We start from the raw sequence: 26728 nt of genomic DNA on the forward strand, positions 1-26728 counted from the left end.
GGATTTTATGATGGAGAAAATAATGTGTCCGTCAATGATGTGTGCAAATTTTGCTGCTTTAGAAAAAGAAGTTGTGGCACTAGATCAAGCTGGGACTGATATTTTTCATTTGGATTTTATGGATGGTCAATTTGTGCCAAATTTTGCGATGGGGATACAAGATTTAGAAACCATTCGAAAAAGTACCAATAAACTGGTGGATGTTCATTTGATGATTGAGAATCCCGGTCGATATGTTGAGAAATTTGCGGAAATGGGCGTGGATATTATTTATGTGCATCCTGAGTCAGATCCGCAAATTACTAGAACTCTTGATTTAATTAAAAATCAGCAGAAAAAAGTTGGAATTGCTATCAATCCAGGAACATCGGTTGCTACAATTCATGAATTATTACCGTTAGTGGATTATGTGATGGTGATGACGGTTAACCCGGGTTTTTCTGGTCAGAAGTATTTGCCATTTGTAGATAAAAAAATCTTAGAATTAACCGCTCTGAAGGCTGACTATGCTTTTAAAGTAATGGTAGACGGTGCGATTTCACCGGAAAAAATAGAACAATTAAGTAAAATCGGTGTGGATGGATTTGTTTTAGGAACTTCAGCATTGTTCAACAAAGACCAATCGTATGAAGCAATATTAACGGAATTAAAAAAATAAATCGGAGGTTTTTTTATGAAATTAGCTATTGGTAGTGATCATGTGGGACTAGAATTAAAGCCCACAATTATTGATTATTTAAAAGAATTAGGACATCAGGTAGAAGATTTTGGACCAACTACAAACCAACGAACGGATTATCCTAAATATGGTAAAAAAGTTGCGGAAGCTGTGGCAGCCGGTGACTATGACGGCGGTATTTTGATTTGCGGGACAGGAGTTGGGATTTCGATTTCAGCTAATAAAGTGAAAGGGATTCGTGCGGTTGTTTGTAGCGAACCTTATTCTGCAAAACTTTCTAAAGAACATAATAATACCAATATTTTAGCTTTTGGTTCACGCGTTATCGGCAGTGAGTTGGCTAAAATGATCGTGAAAGAATGGCTAGAGGCCAGCTTTGAAGGTGGTCGACATGCCAACCGAATCGAAATGATTGACCAAATCTAATTTGAAAAATTTTAAAATAATTTGAAAAAATATGGAATAATATGAAAACATATGATATGATGATTTCAGTAAAAGATTTAAGGAGGAATCATCATATGAAATTGGCAACTAGAATTAATTCGTTTTTACCGAAATTTGACCATGACCTAGAAAAAGTATTTGGAGAGTTTAAAAATCTAGGTCTAAGTCATGTTGATTTAAATTATCCGGAGCATGTAGTGAATCACACACCAGCTGATATGAAAGAGCTTTTAGCAAAGAATGATTTGAAACCAAATGGTGTCGCTTTAAGATTTAGAGAAGAGTTTATCAATGGTGAAATTGGAAACGCTAACTTAACGATTTCAGCTGAGGCATTAAAACTATGTAAAGAAGCTGCGGATTATTGTCGTGAGCTAGGTGGCGATATTGTAACTATTTGGCTAGGATTTGATGGTTTTGATTATTCTTTCCAAATCAATTATGAAAAAGTTTGGAACCAAATTCGTGATTGTTTTATTGAAATAGCTGATTATGCACCAGATGTGAAGTTTAGTATTGAATACAAACCATTTCAGCCGCGAGCTTATGCTTTTATTGATTCATTTGGATTAGCATTGGCGATGATGAATGAAGTCAAGCGTGATAATTTGGGAATCACTTTAGATTTTTGTCACATGTTAATGAAGCATGAAAATCCAGCTTATGGTGCTAGTATTTTGGGGAGTCGCCAGAAATTATATGGCGTACATTTGAATGACGGTTATGGTTTAAACGATGATGGCTTGATGATTGGGACTAGTAATTTAGTTAAAACAATCGAGTTTCTCTATTATGCGAAGTTGCATGATTATGACTATGCTTTTTATTTTGATACTTTCCCAGTGATTGAAGATCCGGTGGAAGAATGCCAACGAAATATTAAAATGATTAAAAAGTTAGATGAACTAATTGATAGAGTGGGAATGGCAGAGATTCAAGCGGTAATTAATGAAAATAGTGCAGTAAAAGCGAGTGATTTAATTCTTGCCTTTTTAGGATAAAATTTTGGAGGAGTGTACAAAATGACAGATTATAAAGCTTTAGCTAAAAACATTCTAGACGAAGTTGGTGGACCAGAGAATATTTCAAACATGACTCATTGTGCCACACGTTTGCGTTTGACGTTAAAAGATCCATCAAAAGCAAACGATGACAAGATTAGAGACATGGACGGCGTAGCAAACGTCGTCAACAAAGCTGGTCAATACCAAGTCTTGATTGGAACTGAAGTACCAAAGGTTTATGATGAATTCGAAGAGTTAGTCAATAATAATGGTCAAGCACAAGTAGCTACGAGTAATGAAAAAAGCGGCAGTATCATTACCAATATTTTTTCAGCAATTTCAGCAATTTTTGCCCCTTTACTGCCAGCATTAGCCGGTTCAGGTATCTTACGGGGACTGACTATTTTAGCCGTTCAATTAGGCTGGTTAAGTGAAAGTAGCGGAACTTATGCAATCTTAAATGCAGCAGCAATGAGTGTCTTTTATTTCTTACCAGTATTATTAGCCTTCACTTCTGGGCGACGATTTGGTGCGAGTCCATATCTTTCAGCTTTAATCGGGGCTGCTTTGTTGCATCCAGATTTTATCGCACTACTAGGTAATCAAGGTAACGGTGCGACTACAAGCTTCATGGGAATTCCAGTAGTCTTAATGAATTACAATTCTACTGTAGTACCGATTATTTTATCGATTTGGGCCTTTTCTTACTTATATAAATTCTTAGATAAACATATTCCAGAAACGTTGAAATTAGTTATTATTCCTTTGATTTCATTAGTTGTAATGATTCCTTTAACTGTGATTGTGATTGGACCGATCGGTGTTTATGGTGGTGAAGGTATTGCCAATATCGTCAATTGGTTAATTGAACGCAGTAGTGTTTTAACTGGTATAGTTGTCGGTGGTGGCTGGAGTGTCTTGGTAAGTTTCGGGATTCACTGGGCAGTTAATCCAATCATGATTAATAATGTTTCAACTTACGGTTTTGACTATATTGTACCTTTCACTTTTGCTTGTAACTTTGCGGTTATTGGTACGACGATTGGTGTTATTTTCAAGGCACGCAATAAAAAGTTAAAAGGGTTTGCTTTGACTGGATTAATTACGGTTGCGCTTTCAGCAATCATTGAACCGACATTGTTTGGTTTATTAGTAAAAAACAAGAAGCTATTTTTAGCACAAATTATCGGTGGTGCAGTCGGTGGCGCGTATCTTGGTTTGATGAAAGTGGTAACCAATGCTTTCGTATTTGGTAGCGTGACGACATTCCCAGCCTTTGTGACAGAAAATAGTTCCAACTTTATTCAAGCAATGATTGGTTTGTTGATCTCATTAGTTGTTTCTGCGATTTTAGGCTATATCTTTACGAATAAAGACGACCAATTGGCTTAGGAAATCCGCAATCGATCCTCGTGACATGGCTGATTTGTGTTATTATTATTGTTAACATATGAAGATGAAATGAGGATTGAAAAATGATTCCTTACGAACGAAAAGAAAAAATATTAGACATTCTCAGTCAAGAAGAGCTGATTCGGATTGAAGAGTTTCAAAATTATATTCCCGATGTTTCTACCTCGACTTTAAGACGTGATTTAAAAGAGTTGGAAAAAAATAATAAAGTCCATCTATTGGCGGGTGGCGGGGTAAAATTAATTACTAGCACAACGGAAATTCCGATCTCTGATAAAGCCAATCTACAAACTAAAGAAAAACAATATATTGCTAAATTAGCAGCCGAGCAAATCAATGATGGTGACACGCTTTATTTGGATTCTGGCTCTACCTGCTTTGCTTTACTCAAAGAAATTTTAAACAAAAAAGTCCACATTATTACCACGAACACGGACGCACTTTCGTTAGTAGGAGATTTTTCTTGTGAAATCACCTTGCTGGGAGGCACTTTTAACCCAATTATTTCTTCGATTTCGGGACCATTAACGGAAGAAAATATCAAACAATATATCTTTGACAAAGCATTTTTAGGTGCCAACGGAGTCGACGTGAAGTATGGCGTCACCACACCAGACTATGTGGAAGCTTCTAAAAAACGAGTGATAATCAATCAAGCTAGAAATTCGTTTTTATTATGTGACAGCACCAAATTCCACAAAGCGGCAACTGTTCGGGCGTTTGATTTAGCTGAGGTGACTTTGATTTCTGACCAGACTGATAAAAAATTAGCAAAAGAAATGAAAATTATTTCAAAATAAAGGAGCAAATTTTAAATGGGACTATTTAGTAGAAATAAAGCTGTGACACTATTCAATCCAGTGGCTGGCGAAGTCGTTGCTTTAGCAGACGTCCATGATGAAATGTTTGCCAGTAAAGTGATGGGAGATGGCTTTGGCATATTTCCTACTAATGGAGATATTTACAGTCCAATAAAAGCTAAAGTTACTGCTATTTTCCCAACTAAACATGCGATTTCATTAGTAACTAAAGGTGGCGTCGAAGTATTGATTCATATCGGTATTGACACGGTAGAATTAAATGGTGAAGGCTTTGATATTTCTGTCGAGGTTGACGATCAAGTGGATGAAAATACTTTATTAGCCAATGTAGACTTGTCATATCTACAAGCGCAAGAAAAACCAACGGACGTGATGGTCATTTTCACTAATTTAGCTAAGGAAAAGTTAAAGCTAGATTTAGGGAAATATGGAGCTAAAGAACAAATTGGTGAATTAGAATAGGTTTATTACTAAATTAAAAATCCCTTCAGTTAAGTATCAATAACTGAAGGGATTTTTTTATGCCCGAACTAAACGAGCGCCTAAATATAAAACTTTACGATAGATTGGTTCCCAAGCAAGCCCACTTATTAGCATCACGATTAAGAAAATGGCTAAAGTTGGAAGGTTCATCAAGCTAACTACCAATAATTTATGGAACAATAAGACGGCCACAAAGGTTCCCACAATGGAAGTCACTGCTAAAAAGACTCTCAACGGATTAAATGGTTGCAAGGATTTAACCACACCGATAGAACTAATGCCAATCAATAAGAAATACATCAATGAATGACTTTGCGCTAATGAAATGAAGCCCAAAGCATGAATCAACCAGCTGACCATAATCCCAAACAAAACGAGAAGTGCGCTTGGTAACGCCCGTTTGATGGAAGTATTTAAGAAAGTTCCAGTGATTTTTTTATCATTGGCTTCAAATGAGGCAAAGAAAGCTGGATAACCTTCAATCGCCAAGTCAATCAAGGTAATTTGCAACGGAATAAAAGGAAAAGCCGTGGCTGTCAAAATACAAAAGATTGAAAGTAAGAAGGAGTAGATAGTTTTAATAAAGAAAACGCCAGAACTTTGAGTAATATTATTAATTACCCGCCGTCCTTCTGAAATAATTTCTGGTAAAGTTGCGAAATCTGAATTCAATAGCACCACATCTGCAATTTGTCGAGTGGCACCATCGCCTTCAGCCATAGCAATCGAAATATCGGATTCCCGCAAAGCCAAAATATCATTGACGCCATCGCCAGTCATACCAACAGTGCTACCAGATGTTTTCAATTCGTTGATTAATAATTTTTTTTGTTGAGGTGTCACACGACCAAAAATTGTATATTGATGGGCGACTTCCCGGACGGTTTTTTCATCTGTGCAAGTAGACAAATCAATATAATTTTCGGGATTATCTAAACCAGCACTGGCAGCGATGGCAGAAACGGTGATGGGATTGTCACCAGAGATAATTTTTAACGCTACCCCTTGTTCTTTGAAAAAGCCCAAGGTTTCTTTGACGTTCGCCCGAATCGGATCACTTAAAATAATTAAAGCTAGGGCCGTCAAATTAGCTTGATCATTTTCTGCTAAAGCAATCAATAAAATCCGTTTGCCATTGTTTTGCGCTTCACGAGCAATCGATGGTAGCGAATAATCCGGCATTAAGTTTTCTGGCGAACCGAGATAAACCGTACCGACAGCTTCTAAAGTGACTGCACCGTATTTTCTTTCAGAAGAAAAAGCTGTGACTGATGACGCAGAATAGACTGCTTTCGAGTCGAAATAATTGTTTAAAGCTAGGGCAGTCAGGTTACTATCGTTTGAAGCGGCAAGATAACTGCTAATAAAATCCGGTGTTTCTTTGCGATAATAATCGTTCAAAAGATACAATTCTTCCACTGACATTTTTCCTTCAGTCAAGGTACCAGTCTTGTCTAAGGCTAAAATATCCATGTGAGCTAACATTTCAATCGCATATTTATTTTGTACCAAGACATTTTTCTTAGCCAACTTCAAAACACCAGTCGTCAAAGCCAAACCAATCAGCAAGACTAAACCTTTTGGTAACATCCCAATCAGCGCCGCAACTGTAGAAACAACAGCCGTAGTGGTTGAAGTAGATTGGAAAAACAACGCTTCTGCAAATAAAATTAAACCTAATGGAATAATCACCCAACTAGTAAATTTCGAAATTTTACCAATGGAGCGAACCAATTCAGATTCATAACCCTTATCACCTTGGGCTTCGCTGACAATTTTGGTGGCATAATTATCGGCTCCCACATGTTCGATTTGACCCACGATCTGCCCGCTAGTTAGATAGCTGCCGGATAAAACGTGGCTGTCAATCGATTTTGCGATAGCATCAGATTCACCGGTCAATAATGATTCGTTGACTTCTGCTGAACCTTCCAAAACTACTAAATCACTAGGCACTTGATCACCGCTCCTTAGTAGGACAATATCATCTAAAACCAATTCACTAGGAGAAATGTCTTGGGTTTCACCTGCACGTCGGACTTTAATTTTCTTTTCAGAAATCAGACTGAGATTTTCCACCATTTTTTTTGCCCGTAATTCTTGGACAATTCCTAAAACAATGTTGAAAATAATAATGCTGATGAAAAAAACATTTGAATAGGAGCCGACAATAATCAATGCTGCCGCCAATGCAAAGTTTAAAAAGTTAAATAAAGTCATGGTATTTTGCAAAATTATAGTTTTGGTTGACTTGGTCATATTCGGTCGGTAATCATTGGTTTGACCTTTCTTAATCCGTTGCGTTACTGCTGCTTGTGATAAACCTTTATCGATAGTCATGGTTGTTCCTCCAATTAGATATGTTGTAATAAAAATGTTAGTCCGTAACCATAAGCGAAAATCGAAAATGGTTTAGCTAAGATAATAATCAAGGTAAAAGTACTTAATTTCATTTTGCTTAAACCGGCCACCATACATAGTAAGTCATCCGGTGCAACTGGAGATAAAATGGCTAAAGCAAAAAATCTGGTGAAACGCTGCTTATTATCTAAATAGTGCATGATTTTTTGGTAATTCTTTTCTGAAACCAACTGCTGAATCAACGGTTTTCCAAATTTTCGAATCAATAAAAATGAAATAATAGAACCCATCACAATGCCTAAATAGTTATAAATAAATCCCCAAGTACTGCCAAAAGCCAATACCCCAAGGCTCAAACTCAAGCCCCCTGGTAAAATCGGAATCACTACTTGAATGATTTGAAATAAGATAAAGAACATCGGACCAAAAATCCCAGCCTTCAAAATAAAAGCATACAAATGATGTTGGAATGGTGCCACACCATTATGAAAGATGATATATATTAACACCAGTGCGGCAATAATCCCCAAATATTTCAAAAGGGTAATCAATTTTTTAGGAAGCGCAGGATACGCATCGGTTTTCATACTTTTCACTTACCTCTCTAACACATGCTTAGTCTAACGGTTAATTACAAATAAAATGGTAAGAAAAGTTAAACAGTTTATAAACAAATGTAAAAAAGAAGTGAAAAAAGTGAGTTGGGCTGGTTTTTTGAAAGTAAATTTTTAGAGGTGATAGGTGGAGTGGAAGATGTATTTTGGTTTTGCTACAAATACTTCAGTAAAAAAGGAGGGAAATTAAATCCAGTGTTTGCTTTATCTATATATAGCTGAGGAAGATAAGCAATCGGACTAACTAAAATCAGGATACCGAGAATTGTCAGAATCATAATTAGCGCTCCTTTTTGTGATATTGAAGTGGTTTTAAATTAGTTAACAGTTATTTTTAGCGGAGAGTTTTTTCGACCGTTAGTGTCAGCTTCTGAAACGCTACAGGCAGCTACGGCAATTTTCATATCCATTTTGGCTTCTAAAATAATTTTACTGCCAGCTTTGGAAAGTGGTTTGTGGATAGTTATTTTTCCTTTGTCGTCGATGGTTGTATACATGAATAAATTAAGTGGCTGAATAATCAGTCGGTTTTCACCTAAGCTTTTGTTGATATTGTCGAAACAATTAGGATGATTGGCGCCATTTTGATAAAAAAAGTCATACATTTCTGGGCGACAGCAAGGAAACAATAAATCGTGTTGACCTACTTCATCATAAATAACGGTGAACATTGGCGTATAGAGGTTTGAATAAATCGTATCATTTATATTTAAACGAATGGATTCATTACAATCAATTGTGACTGCAGTCGATAAAAATTCATTTTGGTCAGCAGTGTTTTCGGCAAAGAAATCAGCAACTTGACCTCCTTCAACATCAATAATTGTTATTTGTTGTCCTTTTTTTATATCGATCGCTTGTCCGGTGCAAGCAGCAATTAAGTATTCTTTTTCCATAGTAGTCTCCTTTTTAATAGTTACTAAAGTTTATCACGAAATTAATCACGTAGAAGCTTTATTCCCAAGAATATCAATAGAACACCGATAAAAATATTTAACAGCTTCAATATTTTTTCAGGAAGAAAATTATTCAACAGTGTTCCCAGAATTGCAACAAAGGTTAAAAAAACAATAGTTGCTAAAACACAACCGGCAGCAAATAGACAAAGTTGCCGTTTAGTGTAGTTATTTTCAATGATTTGTTTTGATAAGATACTACCCCAAAAAATAATCGTCAACGGATTAGAAGCCGTCAAAAGAAGTCCGTTAACAAAAGGACTAGTCGCTGTTAATTCAGAAAAAAGCGAAATGTTAGGTATCAGTGAAATTTGAAAAAAACTTAAGACAAGATTCATTCCAAAAAGACTTAAAATGATACTGCTACTTATTTTGAAGAGGATTTTTATTTTAGGTCGTTCAATCACTGCTGAAATACCTAAAAAAGATAGTAAGATAAATAAGCTATCAACTAATGCGGCAGCGATCATAATTTGTAATCCCGCTAGGAAACCTTTTGAGGCTGAGGTATTTAAGATCATAAAAGCCACCGGACCAATCGCTAATTGTAAGATCATGCCAAAACGCAAACCGGTTAGAAGGGCAGGGTTTATCCGAGGGGTCATGTATTTAGTTCCTCTTTTAGAGTTTTCAGTACAATGATGGTATTTGAACTAACGACGCCCGTTATCGAACCTAGTGAATTGCCTAAAAAATCATCTAGAGCATCGGTGTCTTTCAAAACAATTTTTAAAATAAAATCAGAGGAACCAGCAATATGATGGCATTCTAAAACGGCTGGATGGGCACTAATCAGCTTTTTGAAGTTTTCGGTTTTTTTATTTCGATCCAAATTTACTAAGATAAAGGCCATCAAATTCTCGTCATTTTTCTTACGATTGATTTTGATAGTGTACTTTTCGATAACACCGCTAGCTTCTAACTTTTTAATTCTTTCAGATACAGAAGGGACAGACATGTGTATTTTTTTGCTAATTTGTGAGGCAGATTGACGGCTGTTTTCCTTCAATTCGGCAATAATAAGTAAATCAATTGCATCCATAATATTTCTCCGTTCTTTTTTAAATATTCTAGTGTTTTACTTATAAAATGTAAATACAAGAACTAAATATCCGTAAATTTTTAGCTCTATTAATCAAATTCCTTAAAAAAGTAAAAAGCAAGAAATAATCATGTATGTTTTCTTTACGAAACGAAAGATAAAAAAATCCTCCCTCAAAAATTTCTGAAGGAGGATGAATCAGGTTTACTCCACTTTATTTCGATAAGCACTGGCTGTATCAATTAAGCGATATCCTGTTTTACATGCAGCTAAAACAGCTTGCCCACATTCTGCCAAATCCTCTAGTTGAAACACACCACAACCTAATCAATTCATCTACAATCCGTTATTTAATACAATCTTCACCATCATAATCTCGTCCTCTCTTTTTGGAATTCTTCTAAGTCTAGCATTTAAAATCGACATTAAGTTAAATGGGAAAATAGTAAGAGATTCACTGGGATTGAGCCAATCGATTGCATAAATGTGCACACACTTAAATGATTGTAAACCGTCAGCTATTTTCAAAGAATCTATTAAAGGGGAGAAATTATATATCTATAACTTGTTACGGTTATCAAGCACTTTTATAAAGGATATCTTCTAAATATAACGCACGTTTTATATCAAATACATTAATTTATATTGATTTACATTAAAATTAATAATATAATTCTTATGAAAAGATAATGTTTGGGGTTAACAACATTGTCTTAATACTTTGATAAAAAGTATTTTTTGAATAGGGGGGATGAAAGATTGTGAGGAAAATACTTTATTTAACTCTCTTGCTTTTTTCTTTTGTAGGGGTATCAAACGTACTTGCTGTTGAGAATAAAGTAGATGATTTGGAGACATTACGGACCACTGAAGAAATAAATAATCCAGCAGAAACGAATCAGTCAGAAACAAGTCAGTGGGTGGAGGCTGTTATCGAAGAAGAGACCCAGTCTAGTTCTTCAGATGAAGAAAATAAAGATAACATAACTACAGATAGTATTGACCCGCAAGCAATGGGAGGGGATGGATCAGAGAATAATCCTTTTACAGTCTCTAGTTATAGTGAACTGAAAAGCGCAATTAAGAGTGGCAACGTGGATCCTGTGACCAACATTAAATATATTCAATTACTAGCAGATATTCTTGTCAATGAAAGTAATTCAGCAGATTTAGCTTTCAATAGAAACACTGAAATAAATGGTATAAAAGATCCTTCGCAACCTAGCACACCTGAAAATTATTGGTATTTAAATTATTCGGCTGTAGCTAATGGCACAATGTTTAAAACTGGTACAAGTGGTCTAACCATTACGCTTAAAAATTTAAATCTAGGATCAGATAGCTACTCTCAAAATACTTATTACGGATTTGTCAGAGTTCTTAGCGCAAGTACAACGCTGAATGTTGAAAATATTAACTATAACATTCAAAGGGGTTCTCAGCCTTTCTTTGCTGCAGCTGGCTATTGTACGTTAAATATCAGTGGGACAAGTAGCTACAACAGTCCTAATACTAGTCCAGCCTATGGTGGGGAATTTGTGGAAGGTTTTCGTTATGTGAATTTCAAGCAAGGCAGTCAAACCAATATTTCAAATTATACTTACGAAAATCACGCATTCTTTTATATGTATGGCGCAGGGGATTTAACCGTAACTGTTGAAAAGAATGCTGTCTTGGATATGAATTCTTCTAGAGTTTATATGTTTTATTATGGAGCAGCAACGGTGAATCAAAAACTTATTTTAGAAGATAATGCAAAGTTTATCTATAAAGTGCGTGATCGTGCGGGCGCCCAATCCAATGTATTAGTGGCTTCTGCTGCACTTGATATGAGACTTGCTGAAGGCTCTAGCTTTGAATATCTGACTAAAAGCAGAGCAATTAATATGAAAAAGTTAAATGTATCTGCGACTGATCCTGCCAGTTTTTATGTTGGTAAAACAGAAGACGCGAACAATTTCAGCAGTCCGATTAGTGCCGGGAGCATCACTATCACTAATACAGGCACCAGTCTTTATCAAGCAATTACTAATAATAGTGTGGTACAGTCGGCAGTTTCGCCAAACAATCGTGTCACTTTTGATAGTACCAATTATCAAAATAAAAGCTGGATAAAATATGATCCCGCTATGTCGATTTATGGTGTTTCGGCTAGCTCTACTGTTGGGAATAGATTAAGCCAAGTATTAAGCGATGTACAAGATTTTCAGACTAACTTAGTGAATGGTTGGACATTTAGAACGGAATTTATTTTGTCAAAAACACCATATTCCGACAGTGATGGTCGCTTGGATCAAACGACTTTAACTAATGATTTTAATAATCAAACCAAACCTGATGGTGTCTATACCTTTACTGGAGAGGATTTTTCTAGTAGCGATTCAGCTACGAGAGGAACTTTAGATGATGTACTGGCACAAAATTATTATATTTATGGTCGCGTATCTGGTACCAGTAACGGTGGATCAGGTTCAACCTTGTGGAAAGAAAATGTGGTGGAAGTACCAAAACATATCTCAACTGTTTTTCCGATGGCTCTGTCTTTTCTAAGTGATGATGGACCTTTAATTACTAAAAAAAATGACTATTTTTTAGAAAGTTATAGCAATGTGCCAACCTATATCACTATGACTAAAGTAACGACTGGAGCAAACAGTGATTCTACGATTCGTTTGGTGGAAACATTATCTGGTGATGAAGGTTTATTACAATTGGATATTTTAGCTGCGTTAAGTAATACCAATACCACTTGGTCAATGGCTAATGATGGCGCTGGTCAGACTTTAGAGTTGAGTCCTTATTTTGAAACTAATTCAAAAGCCAATTTAAGTTTTTTAGGCGGTTATACAGGCTCGTTTTATATAGAAAAACAAGTCAATTATCAAGTCAATTTTAAAATTAGTCAGACTAAGCCTTAGGAGGAAAACATGGAACATACCAATCAACAAACTGAGAAGCAAGATGACGCTAAGAAAAAAAAATACTTGCTTTTATTATTATTACTATTGTTGTTAGCTGCAGGTTACGTAGTTTATGATCATTTTTTCAAAACTCAGGAAGTCCCAGCAAATATTATCGCAGGGGATTTTTTGCCAGATGGTAAGGATGCTTCTAGGATGACAGAAAAAGAAATTGCGGAATTTGCTCAATCAAATATAGATAAAAGTCAATTTAACATGCGAATTGTTTCAGAAGCCACGATTGATAGCACCAACATGACAGGGAATTTAGCGATTCAAAATCCACCTAGCAACGCTCAACCAGTTAGCGTGGTTGTCACAATCGATGAGACTAATGAAGTAGTTTATAATTCTGGGGCCATTCAGCCAGGCGAAGAAATCCAAACAGCCAAGCTAGAAAAGGAACTGCAGCCAGGAGATTATCCAGCTACAGCAACCTTCAAGGTGTATGATCCAGATTCAAAAAAGAAACAAGGGGAAGTTCAATCAGTGTTGACCTTAATGGTTCAATAATATAATGACAAAAAAGGAGCGTTTTACAATGAAGAAATTTTTAACAGGTGTTGTATTGTTTTCAGGAGTGCTAGGATTTACGGCTGGGGTATCAGCAACTGAAACCACCGATGATCCTAGCGCGGGTCTAAAAACGGTCATTGATCAAAATGATACGACAGTTGAAGTAGAGGGTACTTTAGGAATAGACAATACGGATCCTACAGCACCAATTGACGAAGGAGACAAAAAATGGGTCAATGTCACCGTCCCAATGAAAACAATTTTCTATAGTGTTGGTTCATCGGGTAGTGTATCTTCTCCAACCTATACTGTAAAAAATAATTCTGGTCGACCAGTAACCGTTTCTGCGGAAAGCTTTACCACAAAATCGGCGGGAGGGATTACTGCTACTGATTTAGATTTAGACTTGAAAACATCCACAGCAGTGACAGCACCAGTAATTACGGATGGAGACTCTGGAGTATTAACAACAACTTCTTTAGGAGAATTGGCAAATAGTGAAGGTCGATTAGTTAATGCTGGACCAACTGGACAGTCTCAAGAATTAACATTTAACTATGATGGTAATTTTACAGCAGGATCATCACAAGCAACCATCACTGAAACATATGATCTTAGTTTGAAATTTGTTCCAATTAAATGGTAATTAGCATTTTTTAAGAGGGGGCAACAGGATGGACAGCCAAATTGAGGTTCGTGGCACATTAGGTGTTGCACCAACTGATGCAGGTTTGCCAGAATCGAATGTGAGAAAATCAACACAAACATTTCGCGAGGTAAAAGTTTATCAAGGTTCGCTACCAAAAACCAATCAACCGTTAGAAAACAGTTTAATGTTATTAGGAGTAATTTTTTGTTTGATAGCGATTGTACTGAGAAAATTAAAAAGATTTAGCAAAGCTTAACTGAAAAAAATCTTAAAAGATATATAACAATGTGAATAATTATCAGGTACTAGTTAAATCGAAAGTCCTCTTATATGAAAGTGAAGAGGCAATAAATTCAAATGACATGAAAGAAGATATCCCAAAGCTTTTTCTTTTATAGATAATATTACAGTTCCTAATAATCATCAGGACATGAGTGTTGATAAAATAGGAGATACTTTAAAACAAATCTAATGGATTTTAAAAAGTAGGCTAACATAAATTGTTGCCTACTTTTTTATTCGATTTCAGTCATAGATTCTTCTTAATAGTGTTTTCAACAAACCTATTTTATATGGGTTACAGTTATGAGTCATTTTTATGTTGCATTTTGTCAATTTAAGATACAAAAAAACAGCCCATAAGAGCTGTTAATGAGCCAAAAATCCTTGGATAGTCCCTAAAATCATTGGTGCTAAGCCACCAATTGAAATGAGAATAAGTGAAGCTTTTTGTAATACTGTGAGTCTTTTATAGTCTTTAAAGAATGTAATAATCATTAATATAATGCCAAATGTACAAATAAAACTAAATAGGACATAGAAATTCTGCATAGGATTCCCTTTTTAGGATATTTTACCAGTTTTTAGTTCTAGTAATGAAATAAATCATGAAAAGTTTCTAGGATTCATAAGTATGGATCAAAGCGTAAATTAAGCGTTAGTAATTATATCAAGAAAAAGAGAAAAAAGAACAAGCAGGATAGCGATAAAATGATTATTAACATATAGACACCTATCAGGAGGGTTTTAAGTAGTAAGGTATCTAACCGCTTAGAGAAGAAAATTCCAACGATTGCAAGGATTGAAATAGATATACATAGAATAATCAATAAAGTAGTAACTGCAATGGGAGCAAGATACCCGAGAGAAAAAGGTAATAACATAACGAGTCCTGCTAAAAAAAGAATAGCTGAGAAGATACCAAAAAAAGGTTTTGCTGTTTTATTTTTTAAAAATAGCGTTGTGGTTCCAGTTACTATTCCACTGATAGAAAGAAAGATTCCAAAAAATATCAGGGCTAGTACCACAAAAAACATTGATATGATAAAGATTGAGATAGTAATCATGGTAGTCTCCTAACTTTTTGGAATATTATATCATATGAAAAATTGTATAAGTGAGCGGCTAACGAGATAGATGGATAAGGAGCAACCAATTTTAAAAAAGATGCACTTATGTCTAATAGCCATTCTCCTCAACTTAACTTAAAATCCAATTAATTTCATCAGTAATCCAATTTCCTTTTCTCTTCATCGCATCAAAAGGAATCCAAGAACTTTTCATAAAAATTTTTTCTGCCTGCCAACCGCCATTAACAAGCTCTTTATTTTTAATAAAGGCAATTGCATCCTGACATTGTGGGTCCTTCAAAAGATTTTCTTTTTTGAGCAGGCTTAAGACTTCAATGATATTCGTTCTATAGGGATAAGGATAAAACAGCGTGATCAAATCATCATATAAATAATCGTCGGAGTCCTGATGGAAAATCACTCTGTGCTTCATAATATAATTTAAGCCTTGAGTAAGTTTTTCAGCTAAGATAGGATCGGATGGAAATTTTTGACGATATTCAGACAATGCCTTGACTGATTTTACTAGTCCATCATAACAAGGCGTATTACCAACACAGCCAAAACGCTCAAATAAATCGGTTTCTTGCCAGGTCGTTGCTTCATTTTTTGCAAAAGGCAAGTAGTTAATTATCCAATCAATCCCTTTTTTAGCCCAGGCTTGCTCGTTTGCTCGAATAAAGATCAACGTACAAATTGCTTGATGGCATGCCAAAATGCCTTTTGACTGTCCTGTTAAAGAGTATCCATCTGCTGTAGCGGTGTATTCGTAGAGAGTTTTCAGAAGTACTTGTACCTCTGGTAATTTTTCAAAATAAGGAATTTCTGAAAGTTCAGCTAATAAAAATTCAATTTTTCGTAAGCCTGTAAAGGTGTCTGTTCTGTGTTTGTCTGACAAGATTTCTTGAATCAAGGTTGATTCGGTTAACAGCTTCAAAATTTCTTTTTCATCTAGCTCTGCGGCACGAAGACTACGATATTTTTGTTTTAATATGAGTGCCGAATCAAGAGGTGTATTTTCCAAGCAATCAGCTCCATTCCTAAGACTTTGAATCTTTAGTTTTATTATAGCAAAAAGTAGTTGTGTAGGAGGAGACTTGAAAAAAAGTGTCTGAGTTGAGTAATGAAACATAATGTGGAGACAGAATCCAAAAATGGATTCTGTCAAGAAAAGATTTAGTAAATAGGTACAAGTATTTCACATAAACCATTAGATACTAAAGATTGTTTATACCGTTCTAGTATTGGTCTGGAATTATCAAATTCTAGTGAGCTCTCTGAAAGATGATCTGAGAATGTATTCCAAAAAGATTGAACTGCTTCGGTAGTGTGATCAATTAGAAATGTCGCATACTTTCCGGAAGGCAATTCTCTTTTACTAATTTCATTGCTTGAGATTTCAGTATTAGTAGCTACATCATATCGACAGTTTTGTGGTGAAGTAATGTTTGGGTTGTCTAAGGCTATTCCATAGATAATAGTATCGTTATTAAAAACATTTTTGTCCTTCATAAGTGTTTTTAAAGTATCCATTAGAATAAAGTTTTCAGGACCGTATGTTCCAATACGTCGTTTATAAAATATTGTTTCAGAATCCATATTTTCTATTGATAGTTCCATTTAAAATCCTCCAAAAAAATATTTGGAAGATTGGCCAATCTTTCCATAAGTTGATGATATCAGCATTTAAAATGCTTTCCAACAAAATTTTTAAAAAATATATATTGGGAAATACAAAAAAGAACGAAAGGTTGTGTCGAATTCTTTTAGCAAGATTGGTGCAACTTTTTTTACGAGCTTCTGATAAAATTTATTATTCGAAAATAGATTATCAGGGGGAGGATGAGTGCTGTGGATCAGATTACTCTGGAAGAAAAAAAGAATTGGTTGGAAATATTACAAGAAATTAGAAAAAGTGAATCGGTGATTATTCAACAACATACCACGACTAAGGAAGAAGTTAAACAGTTAGAATCGATTCTTAATCTGATGAAACAGATTAAAGATGGCTTTCCTTATCTATCGTTGGAGCAATTAAAAAAAGTAATTTTAAGAAAAATGGCAACTAGAGAAATTGTTGTTGCATTCCTTGAAAATACTGTGGTGGGCTTGATGATAGTCGATTTGAAAGCTAGCTCAATTGAGTTATTAGATAGTTTACCCACACTTTGGGAATGGGATATTGAGAGATTACTTTTAGATTTTGCTAGAGAAAATTTTCTTTTTACAAGTAATTTCCTTAGTATAACCAGTTTTCGTGAAAAGGACAAGTTAGATATTGGACGGAGAGAAAGGTTGTTGAGGCTAAATTTTATTCCCACTAAGAAATCTGTCAATTTTTCTTATCCAACCGAAGACTTTTTGCTTAAACTGCCATGAGGATATTTTAAATTAAAAGAATATGGTAGGCACTGACTCGATGGATTACCTTTTGAAAAGACAATCTACTTTTAAAAATAATTTAAGGGGAGCTAATTTTTTGTTAATAATCTAGTTTATTCAGAACTGAATTTTGGAACCTATAGCTTACATTTCTTTATTAGTTAATGATAGATAAAGATGCTTTTTTTAAGAAATTTTTGGATGAATAAGTGGATGAAACATATATTTTAAAGCAGTTTGGAACTATTGCGATAGTAGTATTCAATATTTCCTACAATAACCATCAAATCAACTGAATATACTTTCCAAATTGTTAAGTGGGAGATATTGCGAAAAAAAACGCTTAACTCAAGATCACAAGTTAAGCATTTTCTAAAGACTAAAGATTTAGTTGTTGTCATATGCTTCTACAACAATTGGTAATGCACTAATCACTTCATTTCCAATAGCTGGGAGACCAACAAGAACAGCACTAATCACTTCTTCCTTACTAGCACCAGCTTTCTTGGCTAACATGACGTGAAAAGCTATTCCACTTGTTTTTCCCGTTGCTGCAAGAACTGCGAGATACGCTAAGTGGTTTGTTTTCTCTTCTAAAGAGCTGATATTGCCCCATGTTTCGACTAATTGTGCAAAAGCTTGTTGATGTTGAGGAGCTTCTTTAGCAAAGGTTTCAAATGAGTTACTTAATTTCATAGATAAACCCTCCGTTTAATATAATATTTAGTTTAATTTTACCAGAGAGGGGATTTTTTTGCTTAGAGAAATCAGCTAACGAAACATTTTGTCAAAAAAAAAAAGCCAGATAGGCTGTCTGGCTTAGTAAGTATAGAATACTTTTCAAAGAAAAAAAGCTGTTTAAGCTTAGGTAAAATATAAGGCAAAACATTAAATACCGCTATATATGTGTTTTACAAATTAGTAAAAAAAGCTTAAAATCATTGATTTAATCATATTTTCAAAATTTTATAAATATAGAAATTTTTGATTTTATTCTATAAATGACGGAGATTACTGAATTAAAAAAGTCAGTCTAGTGACTGACTCACGCTGTAGACAATTTATATTTATCAGTTTTAAAATATCCACCCTATCTTATTAAACAATACAATCCCTAAAATTGCTCCAATAGATAAACATAACAAATACCATCCTACCTTGGATTTTTTTCTGATTTCTTTTTCCATAACAATTATCCCCTTTCACAGTAAATTCCGATTTACTTAATTATATCAGAGAAAAATAAATGACAGATATAAATGAGTCAGTAAACTGAAGCTATTGCGAACTTACTGATGAAATAAGAAAGATAAAATCAAAATGAAGACAAAACCAAGAAAAATGGGAGGGAAGATTTTAAAAACAATAGCTACGAATTTTTTTCCAAATTCTCGTTCCAGCTCGTATTGAGGGTTATTACTATCCTTCAAGAATTGCTTTGGTAATCGTGAAAAAAATAATCCATTTGTTCTATTGATAGAAAGTGCAAGTAGAAAAAAGAAAGTTGTAATTAGTATTCCGAATAAAGCGAATAAAGAAACCTCATTAATATTCATTCTTAACAACTCCAATTTCTTTTTTCTTTAAATATATCAACAATATCAATAGGAGTCTATTAACGAAATATTTAGCGAAAAAACTACTTGAAAAAAGTAGTTTAAATCTAAACTATTCGTTTAAAGTTTCTATTGGCAGCTTCATACCTTTCCAACCCTCGAGTGCACCACCAAGTTCGTAAGCTTTGAATCCTGCTTTTAAAAGAATTAACAAGGCTTGTTTTCCTAAAATAGTACCCGAAGTCCAGTCATAAACTACGTATGTTTTTTCTTTATTTAATTCATTTACTTTAGAAGGGAGGTCTTTAGCAGGGATGGCTAGAGCACCTTTAATTTGATCCTTTTTAACTGCGCTGGGTGCGTTTCTTACGTCAAGAATCACGTATGGAGAGTCTTTCGTATCCATATGATTTAGGACTTCAAAATGATTGATATATAGACTTAAATAAGTTTCAAGTAGGTCAATTTTAGCTGTTTGCATGTTTTGTATCCTCCAATTTTTTTAATTTACTTTTATTATTTGCTAGCTTTTCAAGTAAATAAGAAAGCTGATTTCTTTCTTCTGCTGAAAATCCATCAAATAGACTGTCAACCGCTTGATAGTTATAGGGTAAGAATGTTTGAAGTAAATTTTTACCTTCTAAGGTTATCTTTATAAAGCTCGTTCTTTTATCCGTTGAAGATTGTTGAATAGTTATTAACCCTTTACTGTTCATACCTTTTATTAACTTACTAGCAGTTGGTCTTGTAACATTAAGTTTATCCGCAATTTCTGAAGGCAACAGCTTTTCATTTTCTGCAATGGATAAAAACATTAAAATACTGAATCTGGACTCACTTAATTTGTATTTTTCTAGTAATTGATTGTATTCTTTTTCAATTTCTCTGTAGGTTTGTTGAAATTGTAAATATAGATGTACAGAATCTGGATTACTAGATAAGTTGAATTTATTTGCTATAGCAGCAATTCTTTCAATATTAGGTCGATCTGAAAAGTTTGAATATCCCAAAAAAAACTTCCTTTCCGAAAAGTAGTTAGCCGGCTAATCAAATATTACATCATTATTAAAATAAGTCAAGCTATCTTATTCTTTAAAATATATATATCAAAAAATTGATTTCCGTTAACGAGGGAGATAACTGAGTCTATACATGGAAACTATTGTAGAAAAAAAACTGCCTGTCAGAAGACAAGCAGTAATTTAAAAATATTTTCTTAAAATTGTTGAGGTTAAAATATCTTACTACCATTTTTTACTTTACTTAATGATGTTAGTAAAATGCAGCCAGAATCTGTATCACTGCCTAGTATTCTAATCTCGCTTTTAACGTCACCAATTCTGATTGGTGCAAAACTGCAGACGCAGACTACTTGTTTACCAATAAGTTCTTCTGCCTCATAATTAGTTAGTTGTGCAGAACTATTTTTACTACCGTATTCCCCTAAATCAACTGTAACTTTATACGCAGGCTTTCGTGCTCTTTTATTCAAAGAAATATTTGTAATTGTACCGACTCTCATTTCTACTTCGTCAAATTGTTCCATTGAAATCATTAATTTTCCTCCAATATCGTTTTCTATTTTTTAAAATCGCTAGAAATCTTTTTGAAGAATTATTCTGGGTGAAAGTATTCATTATCAATAAATTTTAGATATTTTTGGATGAAGATTTTTGAAATTTCTCTATATAATTCATTCATATGAACCCTCCTTAAAAATTGTTAGCATAAATCATCCCATGATTAACAAAAAACAATCTCCGTAAAAAAATCTAGATGCGTGAGACAATCAGTTAGCGAAACATTTCCTACTACTTGCTAAATAAAAAAGGAACGGTCGTTCTTTTTTTATATCCTTCTACTTTACTCATTTTTTTTATTTGTTTAAAGAAGGAAATATTAATTGACGTTTTCTGATGGAATAGACACTGCAAAATGTTTGCAGGAACCCCAATAGGAAAAAAATAGCCTGAATCGGCAGTAACATTTGTAGTAGCAGGCACTGTATCACAATCCAAATCATTAAGATTACTCCCATAAAAAATGAGAAGAAATAAGCAACAACCTGACGTGTGAAGTAACAGATACCGTTAAGAAAATTGAGACCGCATAAGATAAATAATAAAAATAAGCCTGGAATAAGAAATGTTTTAAAAGGAGTATCTTGCAACATAGCCGTTGATAAGCCCATACTTTCATGAAATGCTGGAATAAACGCCATTAAACTTCCTACAAATGCTCCAATACCAATAAAAAAATTTAAAAAGGAACTCAGTTTTACAATCAGTTTTTCATTTTTCATTATAACCAACTCTTTTCTAAATCGTATATATAATTGATTATATGGGAAAACAAGCTGAGTGAAAACCAATTTATGAATATGCGGGACATTCTATTAAAGAAAGAGATAACTAGCTAAACTTTACCTTTCGTAGAAATGGTACTGAGTAACAAAATAAAAATAGTTGATATAACAATTATAATAAGTTGGAAAATTAGAGGGAGGACTTTAGAGAAAAGACATACTAAAGAAACAACAAGCAAGTATAAACCTACAAGTTTACCCAAAGTGTCACCATTGTAGTGTTTCTTTTCGTTTTCTGTCATCGTATTATATCCGGCAATAAGAAATAGCCATTTTCCACGAATTAGTTGGATTCCAGAGATATTCAGAATTAAGCTTAGTAGGCCCATGAATGGATTAACAAAATTTGACATCAAAAAATCTCCTTTTTGATAGGTATGACATGTCAGCTACCCACCAAGACTAAAGAAGCAACGGATATAAATGAATCAATAAACGGAAGGCATCATTTCTTTTTAAACTGTAAAAGCAAAAATATAAAGATAAAGAAAAATAAAGATTCCCATAGTGTTGTCGTCCAACTGAAAGTTTCACTAACTCCGAAGAACAGATTTCCAAGGTTGGATACAAGAAGATACACTAATGTTACGCAAATTGATGTTAATAATCTTTTTAACATAGAATCACTCCTTTAAATGAGGTTACATGGATTAGGAAAAAATGTCCAGTAATGATGAATTTGGCAGAAAAGGAGAAATGTATGAATAAGCAAGAAGCAATCGAAAAATAAAATAAAAGAGTAAATATACTAGTAATTACTCAAGTGAAATGGTTCGTATTTTATATGCCCTTAAGATAATTAAAGGAATACAAACACCAGGAAAAGTAATAATCCCACAATTTATCGTAGACTATATAGAAGAATGAAAAAATAGGTCATATCTTTTTTAGGAAAAGTATTAAACACGACTTGGAACAAAAGTTTTAAAATAACTAGTTGGCTGCAAATTTTTGATGACTTTGACGACGTTAATGAAGAAAAAGCAACAAAAATCAAGAATTATTCGTTAAAGAATGGATAGATGGATATAAGGTAGAAAAAGAATCTAAGTGGATTGTAAAAGTAAATAATATGTATTTTTTGAATTGGGGTGAAGATGGAACTTGCCAGGTATTCTTAATTAATGACCATCTGAATATCGAAATTCACGCAGAACATTTCTTAATAAAAGAAGATGCAGATAATGTAATAGATTTGATTGGCGGGATAGCTGTACCGGTACAGCTCGTTAATGACAGAGATGACGCAATAGAATTTACATTAAATAATCCATATTACGATGTGACCTATACAACTGACTAATTGACTGGGGAAGACTGGTTGGAGTTTTTAGAAAAAAATAATGCTGGAAAAATAGATTGTTTAACATTTAGAGAAAACAAACACAATAAACTGATTACAATTAATCCTAAAATCTTTCTTGCATAGTCGCATCGGATTGACTTGAAAGACAGATATAATAAAAGGCCACTATAAAAATAGTGACTTCTTAGAAAAGTCTATAAATGGTTTTCAAAAATTGATAGGAGATACCTTAACGTAAATGATCCCAATTATTATCTTTATTGAACCATCAATTAAAAAAAGATAATTCAGTGATAAAGAAAGTTGCCAATTGATCAAAACATTCACAATAGTAAGAATTGAAAGAATCAGCATCAATTTTCCATGAACCGGAGTGAAGGCTAAAAAGTGGATACTCACTGATAGAAAAATTAATCTCCAAATAGTTACAACATGAGGAGCCGAGAGATTTGTCTGACCGATTGAAGGAATAATCGAAAGTGCAACTAAACCTAACAATAAAATCAATGCAAAGTTGGCCCAACGATTTTGTTGTTTTGTTCCTTGATGAATACTAAATTTTGCCCTAGTTTTTTTATTTAATTGCCAAAACAATCCAAGAGAATAGACAATGATGAAAAAAATAGGGTTAGGAAGAAAAACGGGTGTTGTTTGAACCGGGATGAGTAGTAAAAGGGTTGCTATCCCAGCCGTAATTAACCAGACACCATTAATAAACTGACGGGGATATTTAAATTCTTTTGCTTTCGACATAAAAAGACTTCTTTCTATTTTTAATGATTATAATATAACACAAAAAAATTAGAATGAATCGAGTCAGCTAACCACCAAGATTGCGAAATTTGATTTCATTCATAATAAAGAGTATTCAATTTTTCTGAATCTATAATCGATGAAGTGTCGATAAAATATTTTGATTGCCAATTTTGTGTTTTAGTAGCACTCGTATTTAAGTCAGTTTCCCAATCTGGATAGACTCGCATAGCCATTTTCCCTTTTGAGCCGGGACTTTTTAAAATATTTTTCTTTAATAGTATTTCCTTAGGAAAAACGAATTGCCCAGATAAGCTGTCATCGATGATTACTACAATCAATTTATTAGGGTAGTTTTGAAATGAAAAAGCTTGATTATTTCCTACAGAATCTTTTTCCCAAAAAGCAACGAAATAACCTTTCTTTTTTGGTGTTAATTTGCCTAAACGACAACGAAAAGTAAAGTTTCTGATAGAAAAAGTAGATCCTTCATAATCTTTATTTTGATGTTCGAATTTAATATTTTGCAGAGTTCTACTTGTTAATTGACTAATATAGCACAGTGAGTTATTCAAATTTCCAACCTCTCTTCATAACAGAAAAATAGACACATTAGACTCGTGAAAATATTGTAGCACACTAAAATACTGATCCACAGACTCAGCCTTTAGCAGAATGTTAAATTTTATTCAGATCAGTTATTTAAGTGAAAGCTCAACGACCTGATATACGACAACTTGATAAGTATCTGCATTTGCAGGCGTAAAGGCTAGTGCAATATTCCCATTGTCCATGTAATATGCATATATTTTTGTATCATTTCCGTTAAATGGAGTGAAAAAGTCAATACTTGCAGCATGTTCTACGTCACTTAACTTCAATTCTGTATTTACATGGACATTTTTTTGGGTTTCATATTCTCGAACAGCAATTGTTTGTGTGGAAACTGTAGTAGGGGTAAGTGAAGCAACTTGACCTGTGCGTTCTCCGTAGCTATCACTATCTGTTGTATTATACGCAACAGTAATAGACTGATTACTCTTATAGGTGGTTACTGAGAAACCAAATTCGTTATATTGACCTACTAAAATTTTATCAGAGTGAAATGAGACTTCATATGGAAATTCATTTGTAGTATGAGAACTGTCATTATTTGAGCTTTGCTGTAATTTATTTGTTGAGTTCCTTATAGATGAGTTTGTTGAATAACTTGTTATTTGTTGATTTGAAGAAGGTTTATAAGAGAATAGAAAAATAAATGCGACTAAGACAATAATAATCAAAGTAAATATAGAAAATATCAAAAATAGTTTGTTATCTTTTTTGATTAATTGATTTTGACGTCTTTTCATTATGTCATCCCCTTAATTACCAATATAGATAAATTATATACTTGGTCGGAAAAAATGAATAGTTCGTTAACGTCGTCTATAGCTGAGTCAGTAAGTGGAAGAAATAGTGGAATGAGGTGGGATGATGATAGTGAAGAAAAAATATGTTTTGTATGCCTGTAATGAAAGTTTAAGCGGGTTTTATTGTGAATATTGGACACAGTATTAGGGAATGGAACAGTATCCAGTATTGATCGACTCGTTAGAAGATAACTCCATTTATAAATCAAAGAAACTTAAAACATATTCTTCCTATGGACGTGCTTTGAACGGTGTTAAAGCTTGTAGCAGCATCCAAAATAAACTTTGCCGTATCGCCTATTATCGACTCGATCACTTACTGGTAAATTCCATTAAGCTTAACTAACAGTTGAAACACGAAATAGAAAAGAGGATACAGTAACAGCAAATATTTAAATCACTAAACTATTTTGTACCCTGTGTTCTCTAATATTTCGATAGATTTATCGAAATGAGTCGCTTTCACTAAAATATAATCTGTATTATAAGTAGATATAGCAAATATGCTAATATTCGCGTCAGCTAAAAGAGAAGATATTTTGGACAATATTCCAACTAAGCTAAAGTCTAAAACACCTTCAATTTTGAATCCCTTCCAATCATCTTCACGAGATAGTGTCATTGAAGGTACATTTTGGGTAGGTAATACAACAGATAATTCGTCCTCTGTTTTTCCTATAAATAATGGCGATACTGATAAATCAATATCAGTAATAGCTGCTACTTGTATAACTGATAATGGAACATTTATTTTATTTATTTTCATGTACAATCTCCTTTTTTAATAACTATAACTTAATAAATAGATAGAGTAAAATATTTAGTGCAAACAAAGGAATTCCATTCTGTTAAATTAAAGTTACGACAATAGAAATAATTCATTGCTACAAGCGGAATTAACTGAATTACTCGACTATGAAAAATTGATAAATCAGGAATTTAATTCAGGTAAATCTTAAGTCAAGAATGAATTAGCTGAGTGAACAAAAATTTATAAAAATACAAAACTGCAAGTGACGGATATAGCTGAGTCAGTAAACGAAACAGATTGTGGCAAATAAAAAAGCTATCTTTTAATGATAGCCATTAACTATTTATTCTTTTTAGGAAAAAATGCAATAACAAAGAATAATACAGGAAAAAATAACGTTCCCAATAACCCGCCAGTATTATAAGCAGCAGGCATGTTAGGATCAGCAACTGACCCAGTAAATAGTTTATAAATCGCGAATAAAGAAAAAATAACTGCAACTACAAAAGCCCATTTTCGTTTAATCATACTTTCACCTCCATGTTGAAAGTATAACAAAGCGAAAGTAAAAAGTCTGTAAACGACGGAGATAGCTGAGTCAATAAATGGAAGCTATTGAAAAAAAAAGCCCTAAGGCTACAGTCATAAATAGTAGATTAACTAATTGCTTTTGAATGCCCAAAAACCTTTTATTCCAACAAGAATGCCTATAAATGATACAGCAATGTTTGTATTTGCGCCAATCAGGATTAAGAGCAAGCTAAGTGTGAGATATTGTTTTCTTTTATCAAAATTAAAATTCATGGGATAACTCCATTTTATTCATATTTTATTGATGATTATAGCTTACTTGATTATTTTAGACAATTTACCCATTTTTTAGAGGATTAGGCAATTTAGAGAATATAT

At 33.7% G+C, this 26728-nt stretch carries 34 protein-coding genes and 2 pseudogenes; 14 read left to right on the top strand and 22 right to left on the bottom strand.

Annotated features, from left to right (window positions below; genetic code table 11):
- Positions 1–7: 7 nt before the first annotated feature.
- The 6 genes from rpe (at position 8) to ID741_RS17610 (ending at position 4826) form a co-directional block, all read left to right on the top strand.
- Positions 8–658: a ribulose-phosphate 3-epimerase gene (rpe, locus tag ID741_RS17585; protein ID WP_218327479.1), complete on the top strand. Its 651-nt coding sequence runs from the start codon at positions 8–10 to the stop codon at positions 656–658.
- A 15-nt stretch (positions 659–673) separates the two neighbouring features.
- Entirely contained in the window at positions 674–1105 is a 432-nt protein-coding gene (gene rpiB, locus ID741_RS17590) for a ribose 5-phosphate isomerase B (protein WP_438721004.1), read from the top strand.
- 95 nt (positions 1106–1200) lie between these two features.
- Complete coding sequence (locus tag ID741_RS17595; RefSeq protein ID WP_218327477.1) at positions 1201–2127, top strand: sugar phosphate isomerase/epimerase family protein; 927 nt, start codon at positions 1201–1203, stop codon at positions 2125–2127.
- A gap of 21 nt (positions 2128–2148) precedes the next feature.
- On the top strand, positions 2149–3522 hold the full coding sequence (locus tag ID741_RS17600; protein ID WP_438721006.1) for a PTS transporter subunit EIIC: 1374 nt from the start codon (positions 2149–2151) through the stop codon (positions 3520–3522).
- Between the two features lie 83 nt (positions 3523–3605).
- A complete protein-coding gene (locus ID741_RS17605; RefSeq protein ID WP_438721007.1) occupies positions 3606–4343 on the top strand; it encodes a DeoR/GlpR family DNA-binding transcription regulator in 738 nt (245 codons plus the stop codon).
- A gap of 15 nt (positions 4344–4358) precedes the next feature.
- Complete coding sequence (locus tag ID741_RS17610; RefSeq protein WP_438721008.1) at positions 4359–4826, top strand: PTS sugar transporter subunit IIA; 468 nt, start codon at positions 4359–4361, stop codon at positions 4824–4826.
- A gap of 57 nt (positions 4827–4883) precedes the next feature.
- On the opposite strand, the gene ID741_RS17615 is transcribed toward ID741_RS17610, so the two are convergent.
- The 6 genes and pseudogenes from ID741_RS17615 to ID741_RS17640 all read right to left on the bottom strand — a co-directional run.
- Complete coding sequence (locus tag ID741_RS17615; RefSeq protein WP_438721009.1) at positions 4884–7187, bottom strand: HAD-IC family P-type ATPase; 2304 nt, start codon at positions 7185–7187, stop codon at positions 4884–4886.
- A gap of 14 nt (positions 7188–7201) precedes the next feature.
- Complete coding sequence (locus ID741_RS17620) at positions 7202–7795, bottom strand: TVP38/TMEM64 family protein (protein ID WP_438721243.1); 594 nt, start codon at positions 7793–7795, stop codon at positions 7202–7204.
- A gap of 344 nt (positions 7796–8139) precedes the next feature.
- Positions 8140–8718 (bottom strand): urea carboxylase-associated family protein, encoded by a 579-nt coding sequence (locus tag ID741_RS17625; protein ID WP_218327471.1) that lies wholly within the window; start codon positions 8716–8718, stop codon positions 8140–8142.
- A 41-nt stretch (positions 8719–8759) separates the two neighbouring features.
- A complete protein-coding gene (locus ID741_RS17630; protein ID WP_218327470.1) occupies positions 8760–9383 on the bottom strand; it encodes a LysE family translocator in 624 nt (207 codons plus the stop codon).
- Positions 9380–9820 carry an Lrp/AsnC family transcriptional regulator gene (locus tag ID741_RS17635; RefSeq protein ID WP_218327469.1) on the bottom strand — a complete coding sequence of 147 codons (441 nt, stop codon included), beginning with the start codon at positions 9818–9820 and terminating at the stop codon, positions 9380–9382. Before ID741_RS17635 ends, ID741_RS17630 begins: the two co-directional genes overlap by 4 nt.
- 213 nt (positions 9821–10033) lie before the next feature.
- A pseudogene (locus ID741_RS17640) lies at positions 10034–10135 on the bottom strand (aldo/keto reductase); the annotation flags it as partial.
- Between the two features lie 446 nt (positions 10136–10581).
- Here ID741_RS17640 and ID741_RS17645 point away from each other — a divergent pair.
- Genes ID741_RS17645 through ID741_RS17660 form a run of 4 tightly spaced genes read left to right on the top strand, consistent with a single transcriptional unit; the run spans position 10582 to position 14201 of the window.
- Positions 10582–12738 carry a hypothetical protein gene (locus ID741_RS17645; RefSeq protein WP_438721010.1) on the top strand — a complete coding sequence of 719 codons (2157 nt, stop codon included), beginning with the start codon at positions 10582–10584 and terminating at the stop codon, positions 12736–12738.
- Between the two features lie 9 nt (positions 12739–12747).
- A complete protein-coding gene (locus ID741_RS17650) occupies positions 12748–13293 on the top strand; it encodes a hypothetical protein (protein ID WP_218327467.1) in 546 nt (181 codons plus the stop codon).
- Between the two features lie 28 nt (positions 13294–13321).
- Positions 13322–13942 (top strand): hypothetical protein, encoded by a 621-nt coding sequence (locus tag ID741_RS17655; RefSeq protein ID WP_438721011.1) that lies wholly within the window; start codon positions 13322–13324, stop codon positions 13940–13942.
- A 28-nt stretch (positions 13943–13970) separates the two neighbouring features.
- Positions 13971–14201: a hypothetical protein gene (locus tag ID741_RS17660; protein WP_438721012.1), complete on the top strand. Its 231-nt coding sequence runs from the start codon at positions 13971–13973 to the stop codon at positions 14199–14201.
- Positions 14202–14593: 392 nt separating this feature from the next.
- On the opposite strand, the gene ID741_RS17665 is transcribed toward ID741_RS17660, so the two are convergent.
- Positions 14594–14776 (bottom strand): hypothetical protein, encoded by a 183-nt coding sequence (locus ID741_RS17665; protein ID WP_218327464.1) that lies wholly within the window; start codon positions 14774–14776, stop codon positions 14594–14596.
- A 294-nt stretch (positions 14777–15070) separates the two neighbouring features.
- Between ID741_RS17665 and ID741_RS17670 the strand changes: the two genes are divergently transcribed.
- Positions 15071–15304 carry a hypothetical protein gene (locus ID741_RS17670; protein WP_218327463.1) on the top strand — a complete coding sequence of 78 codons (234 nt, stop codon included), beginning with the start codon at positions 15071–15073 and terminating at the stop codon, positions 15302–15304.
- 120 nt (positions 15305–15424) lie between these two features.
- Here ID741_RS17670 and ID741_RS17675 read toward each other — a convergent pair whose 3' ends face one another.
- Complete coding sequence (locus ID741_RS17675) at positions 15425–16318, bottom strand: hypothetical protein (RefSeq protein ID WP_218327462.1); 894 nt, start codon at positions 16316–16318, stop codon at positions 15425–15427.
- A 152-nt stretch (positions 16319–16470) separates the two neighbouring features.
- Entirely contained in the window at positions 16471–16914 is a 444-nt protein-coding gene (locus ID741_RS17680; protein ID WP_438721013.1) for an AraC family transcriptional regulator, read from the bottom strand.
- A gap of 231 nt (positions 16915–17145) precedes the next feature.
- Between ID741_RS17680 and ID741_RS17685 the strand changes: the two genes are divergently transcribed.
- Positions 17146–17673: a hypothetical protein gene (locus ID741_RS17685; RefSeq protein ID WP_438721014.1), complete on the top strand. Its 528-nt coding sequence runs from the start codon at positions 17146–17148 to the stop codon at positions 17671–17673.
- A 390-nt stretch (positions 17674–18063) separates the two neighbouring features.
- On the opposite strand, the gene ID741_RS17690 is transcribed toward ID741_RS17685, so the two are convergent.
- The 7 genes from ID741_RS17690 to ID741_RS17720 all read right to left on the bottom strand — a co-directional run bounded on the left by ID741_RS17690 (position 18064) and on the right by ID741_RS17720 (position 21950).
- On the bottom strand, positions 18064–18372 hold the full coding sequence (locus ID741_RS17690) for a carboxymuconolactone decarboxylase family protein (protein ID WP_438721015.1): 309 nt from the start codon (positions 18370–18372) through the stop codon (positions 18064–18066).
- Positions 18373–18965: 593 nt separating this feature from the next.
- Positions 18966–19232, bottom strand: coding sequence for a hypothetical protein (locus ID741_RS17695; RefSeq protein ID WP_438721016.1), 267 nt, complete (start codon positions 19230–19232; stop codon positions 18966–18968).
- A 112-nt stretch (positions 19233–19344) separates the two neighbouring features.
- A complete protein-coding gene (locus tag ID741_RS17700; RefSeq protein ID WP_438721017.1) occupies positions 19345–19713 on the bottom strand; it encodes a rhodanese-like domain-containing protein in 369 nt (122 codons plus the stop codon).
- Positions 19700–20242: a MarR family winged helix-turn-helix transcriptional regulator gene (locus ID741_RS17705; protein ID WP_218327455.1), complete on the bottom strand. Its 543-nt coding sequence runs from the start codon at positions 20240–20242 to the stop codon at positions 19700–19702. The genes ID741_RS17700 and ID741_RS17705 overlap by 14 nt, the downstream gene beginning before the upstream one ends.
- 221 nt (positions 20243–20463) lie before the next feature.
- Positions 20464–20787 carry a tRNA-binding protein gene (locus ID741_RS17710; protein ID WP_218327454.1) on the bottom strand — a complete coding sequence of 108 codons (324 nt, stop codon included), beginning with the start codon at positions 20785–20787 and terminating at the stop codon, positions 20464–20466.
- Positions 20788–21108: 321 nt separating this feature from the next.
- On the bottom strand, positions 21109–21534 hold the full coding sequence (locus ID741_RS17715) for a hypothetical protein (protein ID WP_438721018.1): 426 nt from the start codon (positions 21532–21534) through the stop codon (positions 21109–21111).
- Between the two features lie 113 nt (positions 21535–21647).
- Complete coding sequence (locus tag ID741_RS17720; protein WP_438721019.1) at positions 21648–21950, bottom strand: DUF3784 domain-containing protein; 303 nt, start codon at positions 21948–21950, stop codon at positions 21648–21650.
- A 641-nt stretch (positions 21951–22591) separates the two neighbouring features.
- Between ID741_RS17720 and ID741_RS17725 the strand changes: the two are divergent.
- Positions 22592–22666 (top strand): annotated as a pseudogene (locus ID741_RS17725) (DUF1642 domain-containing protein); the annotation flags it as partial.
- Positions 22667–22669: 3 nt separating this feature from the next.
- The gene (locus tag ID741_RS17730; protein WP_438721020.1) at positions 22670–22900 is read left to right on the top strand and encodes a hypothetical protein; all 231 of its coding nucleotides are present in this window, start codon (positions 22670–22672) and stop codon (positions 22898–22900) included.
- A gap of 210 nt (positions 22901–23110) precedes the next feature.
- Here ID741_RS17730 and ID741_RS17735 read toward each other — a convergent pair whose 3' ends face one another.
- The 6 genes from ID741_RS17735 to ID741_RS17760 all read right to left on the bottom strand — a co-directional run bounded on the left by ID741_RS17735 (position 23111) and on the right by ID741_RS17760 (position 26623).
- On the bottom strand, positions 23111–23656 hold the full coding sequence (locus ID741_RS17735; RefSeq protein WP_218327450.1) for a DUF6609 family protein: 546 nt from the start codon (positions 23654–23656) through the stop codon (positions 23111–23113).
- 95 nt (positions 23657–23751) lie between these two features.
- Positions 23752–24231, bottom strand: coding sequence for a MepB family protein (locus ID741_RS17740; protein ID WP_246601575.1), 480 nt, complete (start codon positions 24229–24231; stop codon positions 23752–23754).
- A 123-nt stretch (positions 24232–24354) separates the two neighbouring features.
- Positions 24355–25008 (bottom strand): hypothetical protein, encoded by a 654-nt coding sequence (locus ID741_RS17745; protein WP_438721021.1) that lies wholly within the window; start codon positions 25006–25008, stop codon positions 24355–24357.
- Between the two features lie 460 nt (positions 25009–25468).
- Complete coding sequence (locus ID741_RS17750) at positions 25469–25834, bottom strand: ACT domain-containing protein (protein ID WP_438721022.1); 366 nt, start codon at positions 25832–25834, stop codon at positions 25469–25471.
- A gap of 324 nt (positions 25835–26158) precedes the next feature.
- A complete protein-coding gene (locus ID741_RS17755; protein WP_218327443.1) occupies positions 26159–26347 on the bottom strand; it encodes a hypothetical protein in 189 nt (62 codons plus the stop codon).
- 132 nt (positions 26348–26479) lie between these two features.
- Positions 26480–26623: a hypothetical protein gene (locus ID741_RS17760; protein WP_438721023.1), complete on the bottom strand. Its 144-nt coding sequence runs from the start codon at positions 26621–26623 to the stop codon at positions 26480–26482.
- Between the last annotated feature and the right edge of the window lie 105 nt (positions 26624–26728).

It is taken from the genome of Enterococcus sp. AZ103 (genome assembly GCF_051714685.1).
Taxonomy (GTDB): domain Bacteria; phylum Bacillota; class Bacilli; order Lactobacillales; family Enterococcaceae; genus Enterococcus_A; species Enterococcus_A alishanensis.

Excerpts from the sequence above, each read along its gene's own strand:
- ID741_RS17655 (WP_438721011.1), top strand. The coding sequence starts at position 13,322 with ATGAAGAAATTTTTAACAGGTGTTGTATTGTTTTCAGGAGTGCTAGGA.
- ID741_RS17715 (WP_438721018.1), bottom strand. The coding sequence starts at position 21,534 with ATGAAAAATGAAAAACTGATTGTAAAACTGAGTTCCTTTTTAAATTTT.
- ID741_RS17635 (WP_218327469.1), bottom strand. The coding sequence starts at position 9,820 with ATGGATGCAATTGATTTACTTATTATTGCCGAATTGAAGGAAAACAGC.
- ID741_RS17755 (WP_218327443.1), bottom strand. The coding sequence starts at position 26,347 with ATGATTAAACGAAAATGGGCTTTTGTAGTTGCAGTTATTTTTTCTTTA.
- ID741_RS17700 (WP_438721017.1), bottom strand. The coding sequence starts at position 19,713 with ATGCAAACAGCTAAAATTGACCTACTTGAAACTTATTTAAGTCTATAT.
- ID741_RS17680 (WP_438721013.1), bottom strand. The coding sequence starts at position 16,914 with ATGGAACTATCAATAGAAAATATGGATTCTGAAACAATATTTTATAAA.
- ID741_RS17760 (WP_438721023.1), bottom strand. The coding sequence starts at position 26,623 with ATGAATTTTAATTTTGATAAAAGAAAACAATATCTCACACTTAGCTTG.
- rpe (WP_218327479.1), top strand. The coding sequence starts at position 8 with ATGATGGAGAAAATAATGTGTCCGTCAATGATGTGTGCAAATTTTGCT.
- ID741_RS17600 (WP_438721006.1), top strand. The coding sequence starts at position 2,149 with ATGACAGATTATAAAGCTTTAGCTAAAAACATTCTAGACGAAGTTGGT.
- ID741_RS17650 (WP_218327467.1), top strand. The coding sequence starts at position 12,748 with ATGGAACATACCAATCAACAAACTGAGAAGCAAGATGACGCTAAGAAA.
- ID741_RS17670 (WP_218327463.1), top strand. The coding sequence starts at position 15,071 with ATGGGAGCAAGATACCCGAGAGAAAAAGGTAATAACATAACGAGTCCT.
- ID741_RS17665 (WP_218327464.1), bottom strand. The coding sequence starts at position 14,776 with ATGCAGAATTTCTATGTCCTATTTAGTTTTATTTGTACATTTGGCATT.
- ID741_RS17695 (WP_438721016.1), bottom strand. The coding sequence starts at position 19,232 with ATGAATATTAATGAGGTTTCTTTATTCGCTTTATTCGGAATACTAATT.
- ID741_RS17615 (WP_438721009.1), bottom strand. The coding sequence starts at position 7,187 with ATGACTATCGATAAAGGTTTATCACAAGCAGCAGTAACGCAACGGATT.
- ID741_RS17750 (WP_438721022.1), bottom strand. The coding sequence starts at position 25,834 with ATGAAAATAAATAAAATAAATGTTCCATTATCAGTTATACAAGTAGCA.
- ID741_RS17690 (WP_438721015.1), bottom strand. The coding sequence starts at position 18,372 with ATGAAATTAAGTAACTCATTTGAAACCTTTGCTAAAGAAGCTCCTCAA.
- ID741_RS17605 (WP_438721007.1), top strand. The coding sequence starts at position 3,606 with ATGATTCCTTACGAACGAAAAGAAAAAATATTAGACATTCTCAGTCAA.
- ID741_RS17710 (WP_218327454.1), bottom strand. The coding sequence starts at position 20,787 with ATGATTTCAATGGAACAATTTGACGAAGTAGAAATGAGAGTCGGTACA.
- ID741_RS17595 (WP_218327477.1), top strand. The coding sequence starts at position 1,201 with ATGAAATTGGCAACTAGAATTAATTCGTTTTTACCGAAATTTGACCAT.
- ID741_RS17745 (WP_438721021.1), bottom strand. The coding sequence starts at position 25,008 with ATGAAAAGACGTCAAAATCAATTAATCAAAAAAGATAACAAACTATTT.
- ID741_RS17620 (WP_438721243.1), bottom strand. The coding sequence starts at position 7,795 with ATGAAAACCGATGCGTATCCTGCGCTTCCTAAAAAATTGATTACCCTT.
- ID741_RS17730 (WP_438721020.1), top strand. The coding sequence starts at position 22,670 with ATGTATTTTTTGAATTGGGGTGAAGATGGAACTTGCCAGGTATTCTTA.
- ID741_RS17720 (WP_438721019.1), bottom strand. The coding sequence starts at position 21,950 with ATGTCAAATTTTGTTAATCCATTCATGGGCCTACTAAGCTTAATTCTG.
- ID741_RS17630 (WP_218327470.1), bottom strand. The coding sequence starts at position 9,383 with ATGACCCCTCGGATAAACCCTGCCCTTCTAACCGGTTTGCGTTTTGGC.
- rpiB (WP_438721004.1), top strand. The coding sequence starts at position 674 with ATGAAATTAGCTATTGGTAGTGATCATGTGGGACTAGAATTAAAGCCC.
- ID741_RS17610 (WP_438721008.1), top strand. The coding sequence starts at position 4,359 with ATGGGACTATTTAGTAGAAATAAAGCTGTGACACTATTCAATCCAGTG.
- ID741_RS17660 (WP_438721012.1), top strand. The coding sequence starts at position 13,971 with ATGGACAGCCAAATTGAGGTTCGTGGCACATTAGGTGTTGCACCAACT.
- ID741_RS17735 (WP_218327450.1), bottom strand. The coding sequence starts at position 23,656 with ATGTCGAAAGCAAAAGAATTTAAATATCCCCGTCAGTTTATTAATGGT.
- ID741_RS17625 (WP_218327471.1), bottom strand. The coding sequence starts at position 8,718 with ATGGAAAAAGAATACTTAATTGCTGCTTGCACCGGACAAGCGATCGAT.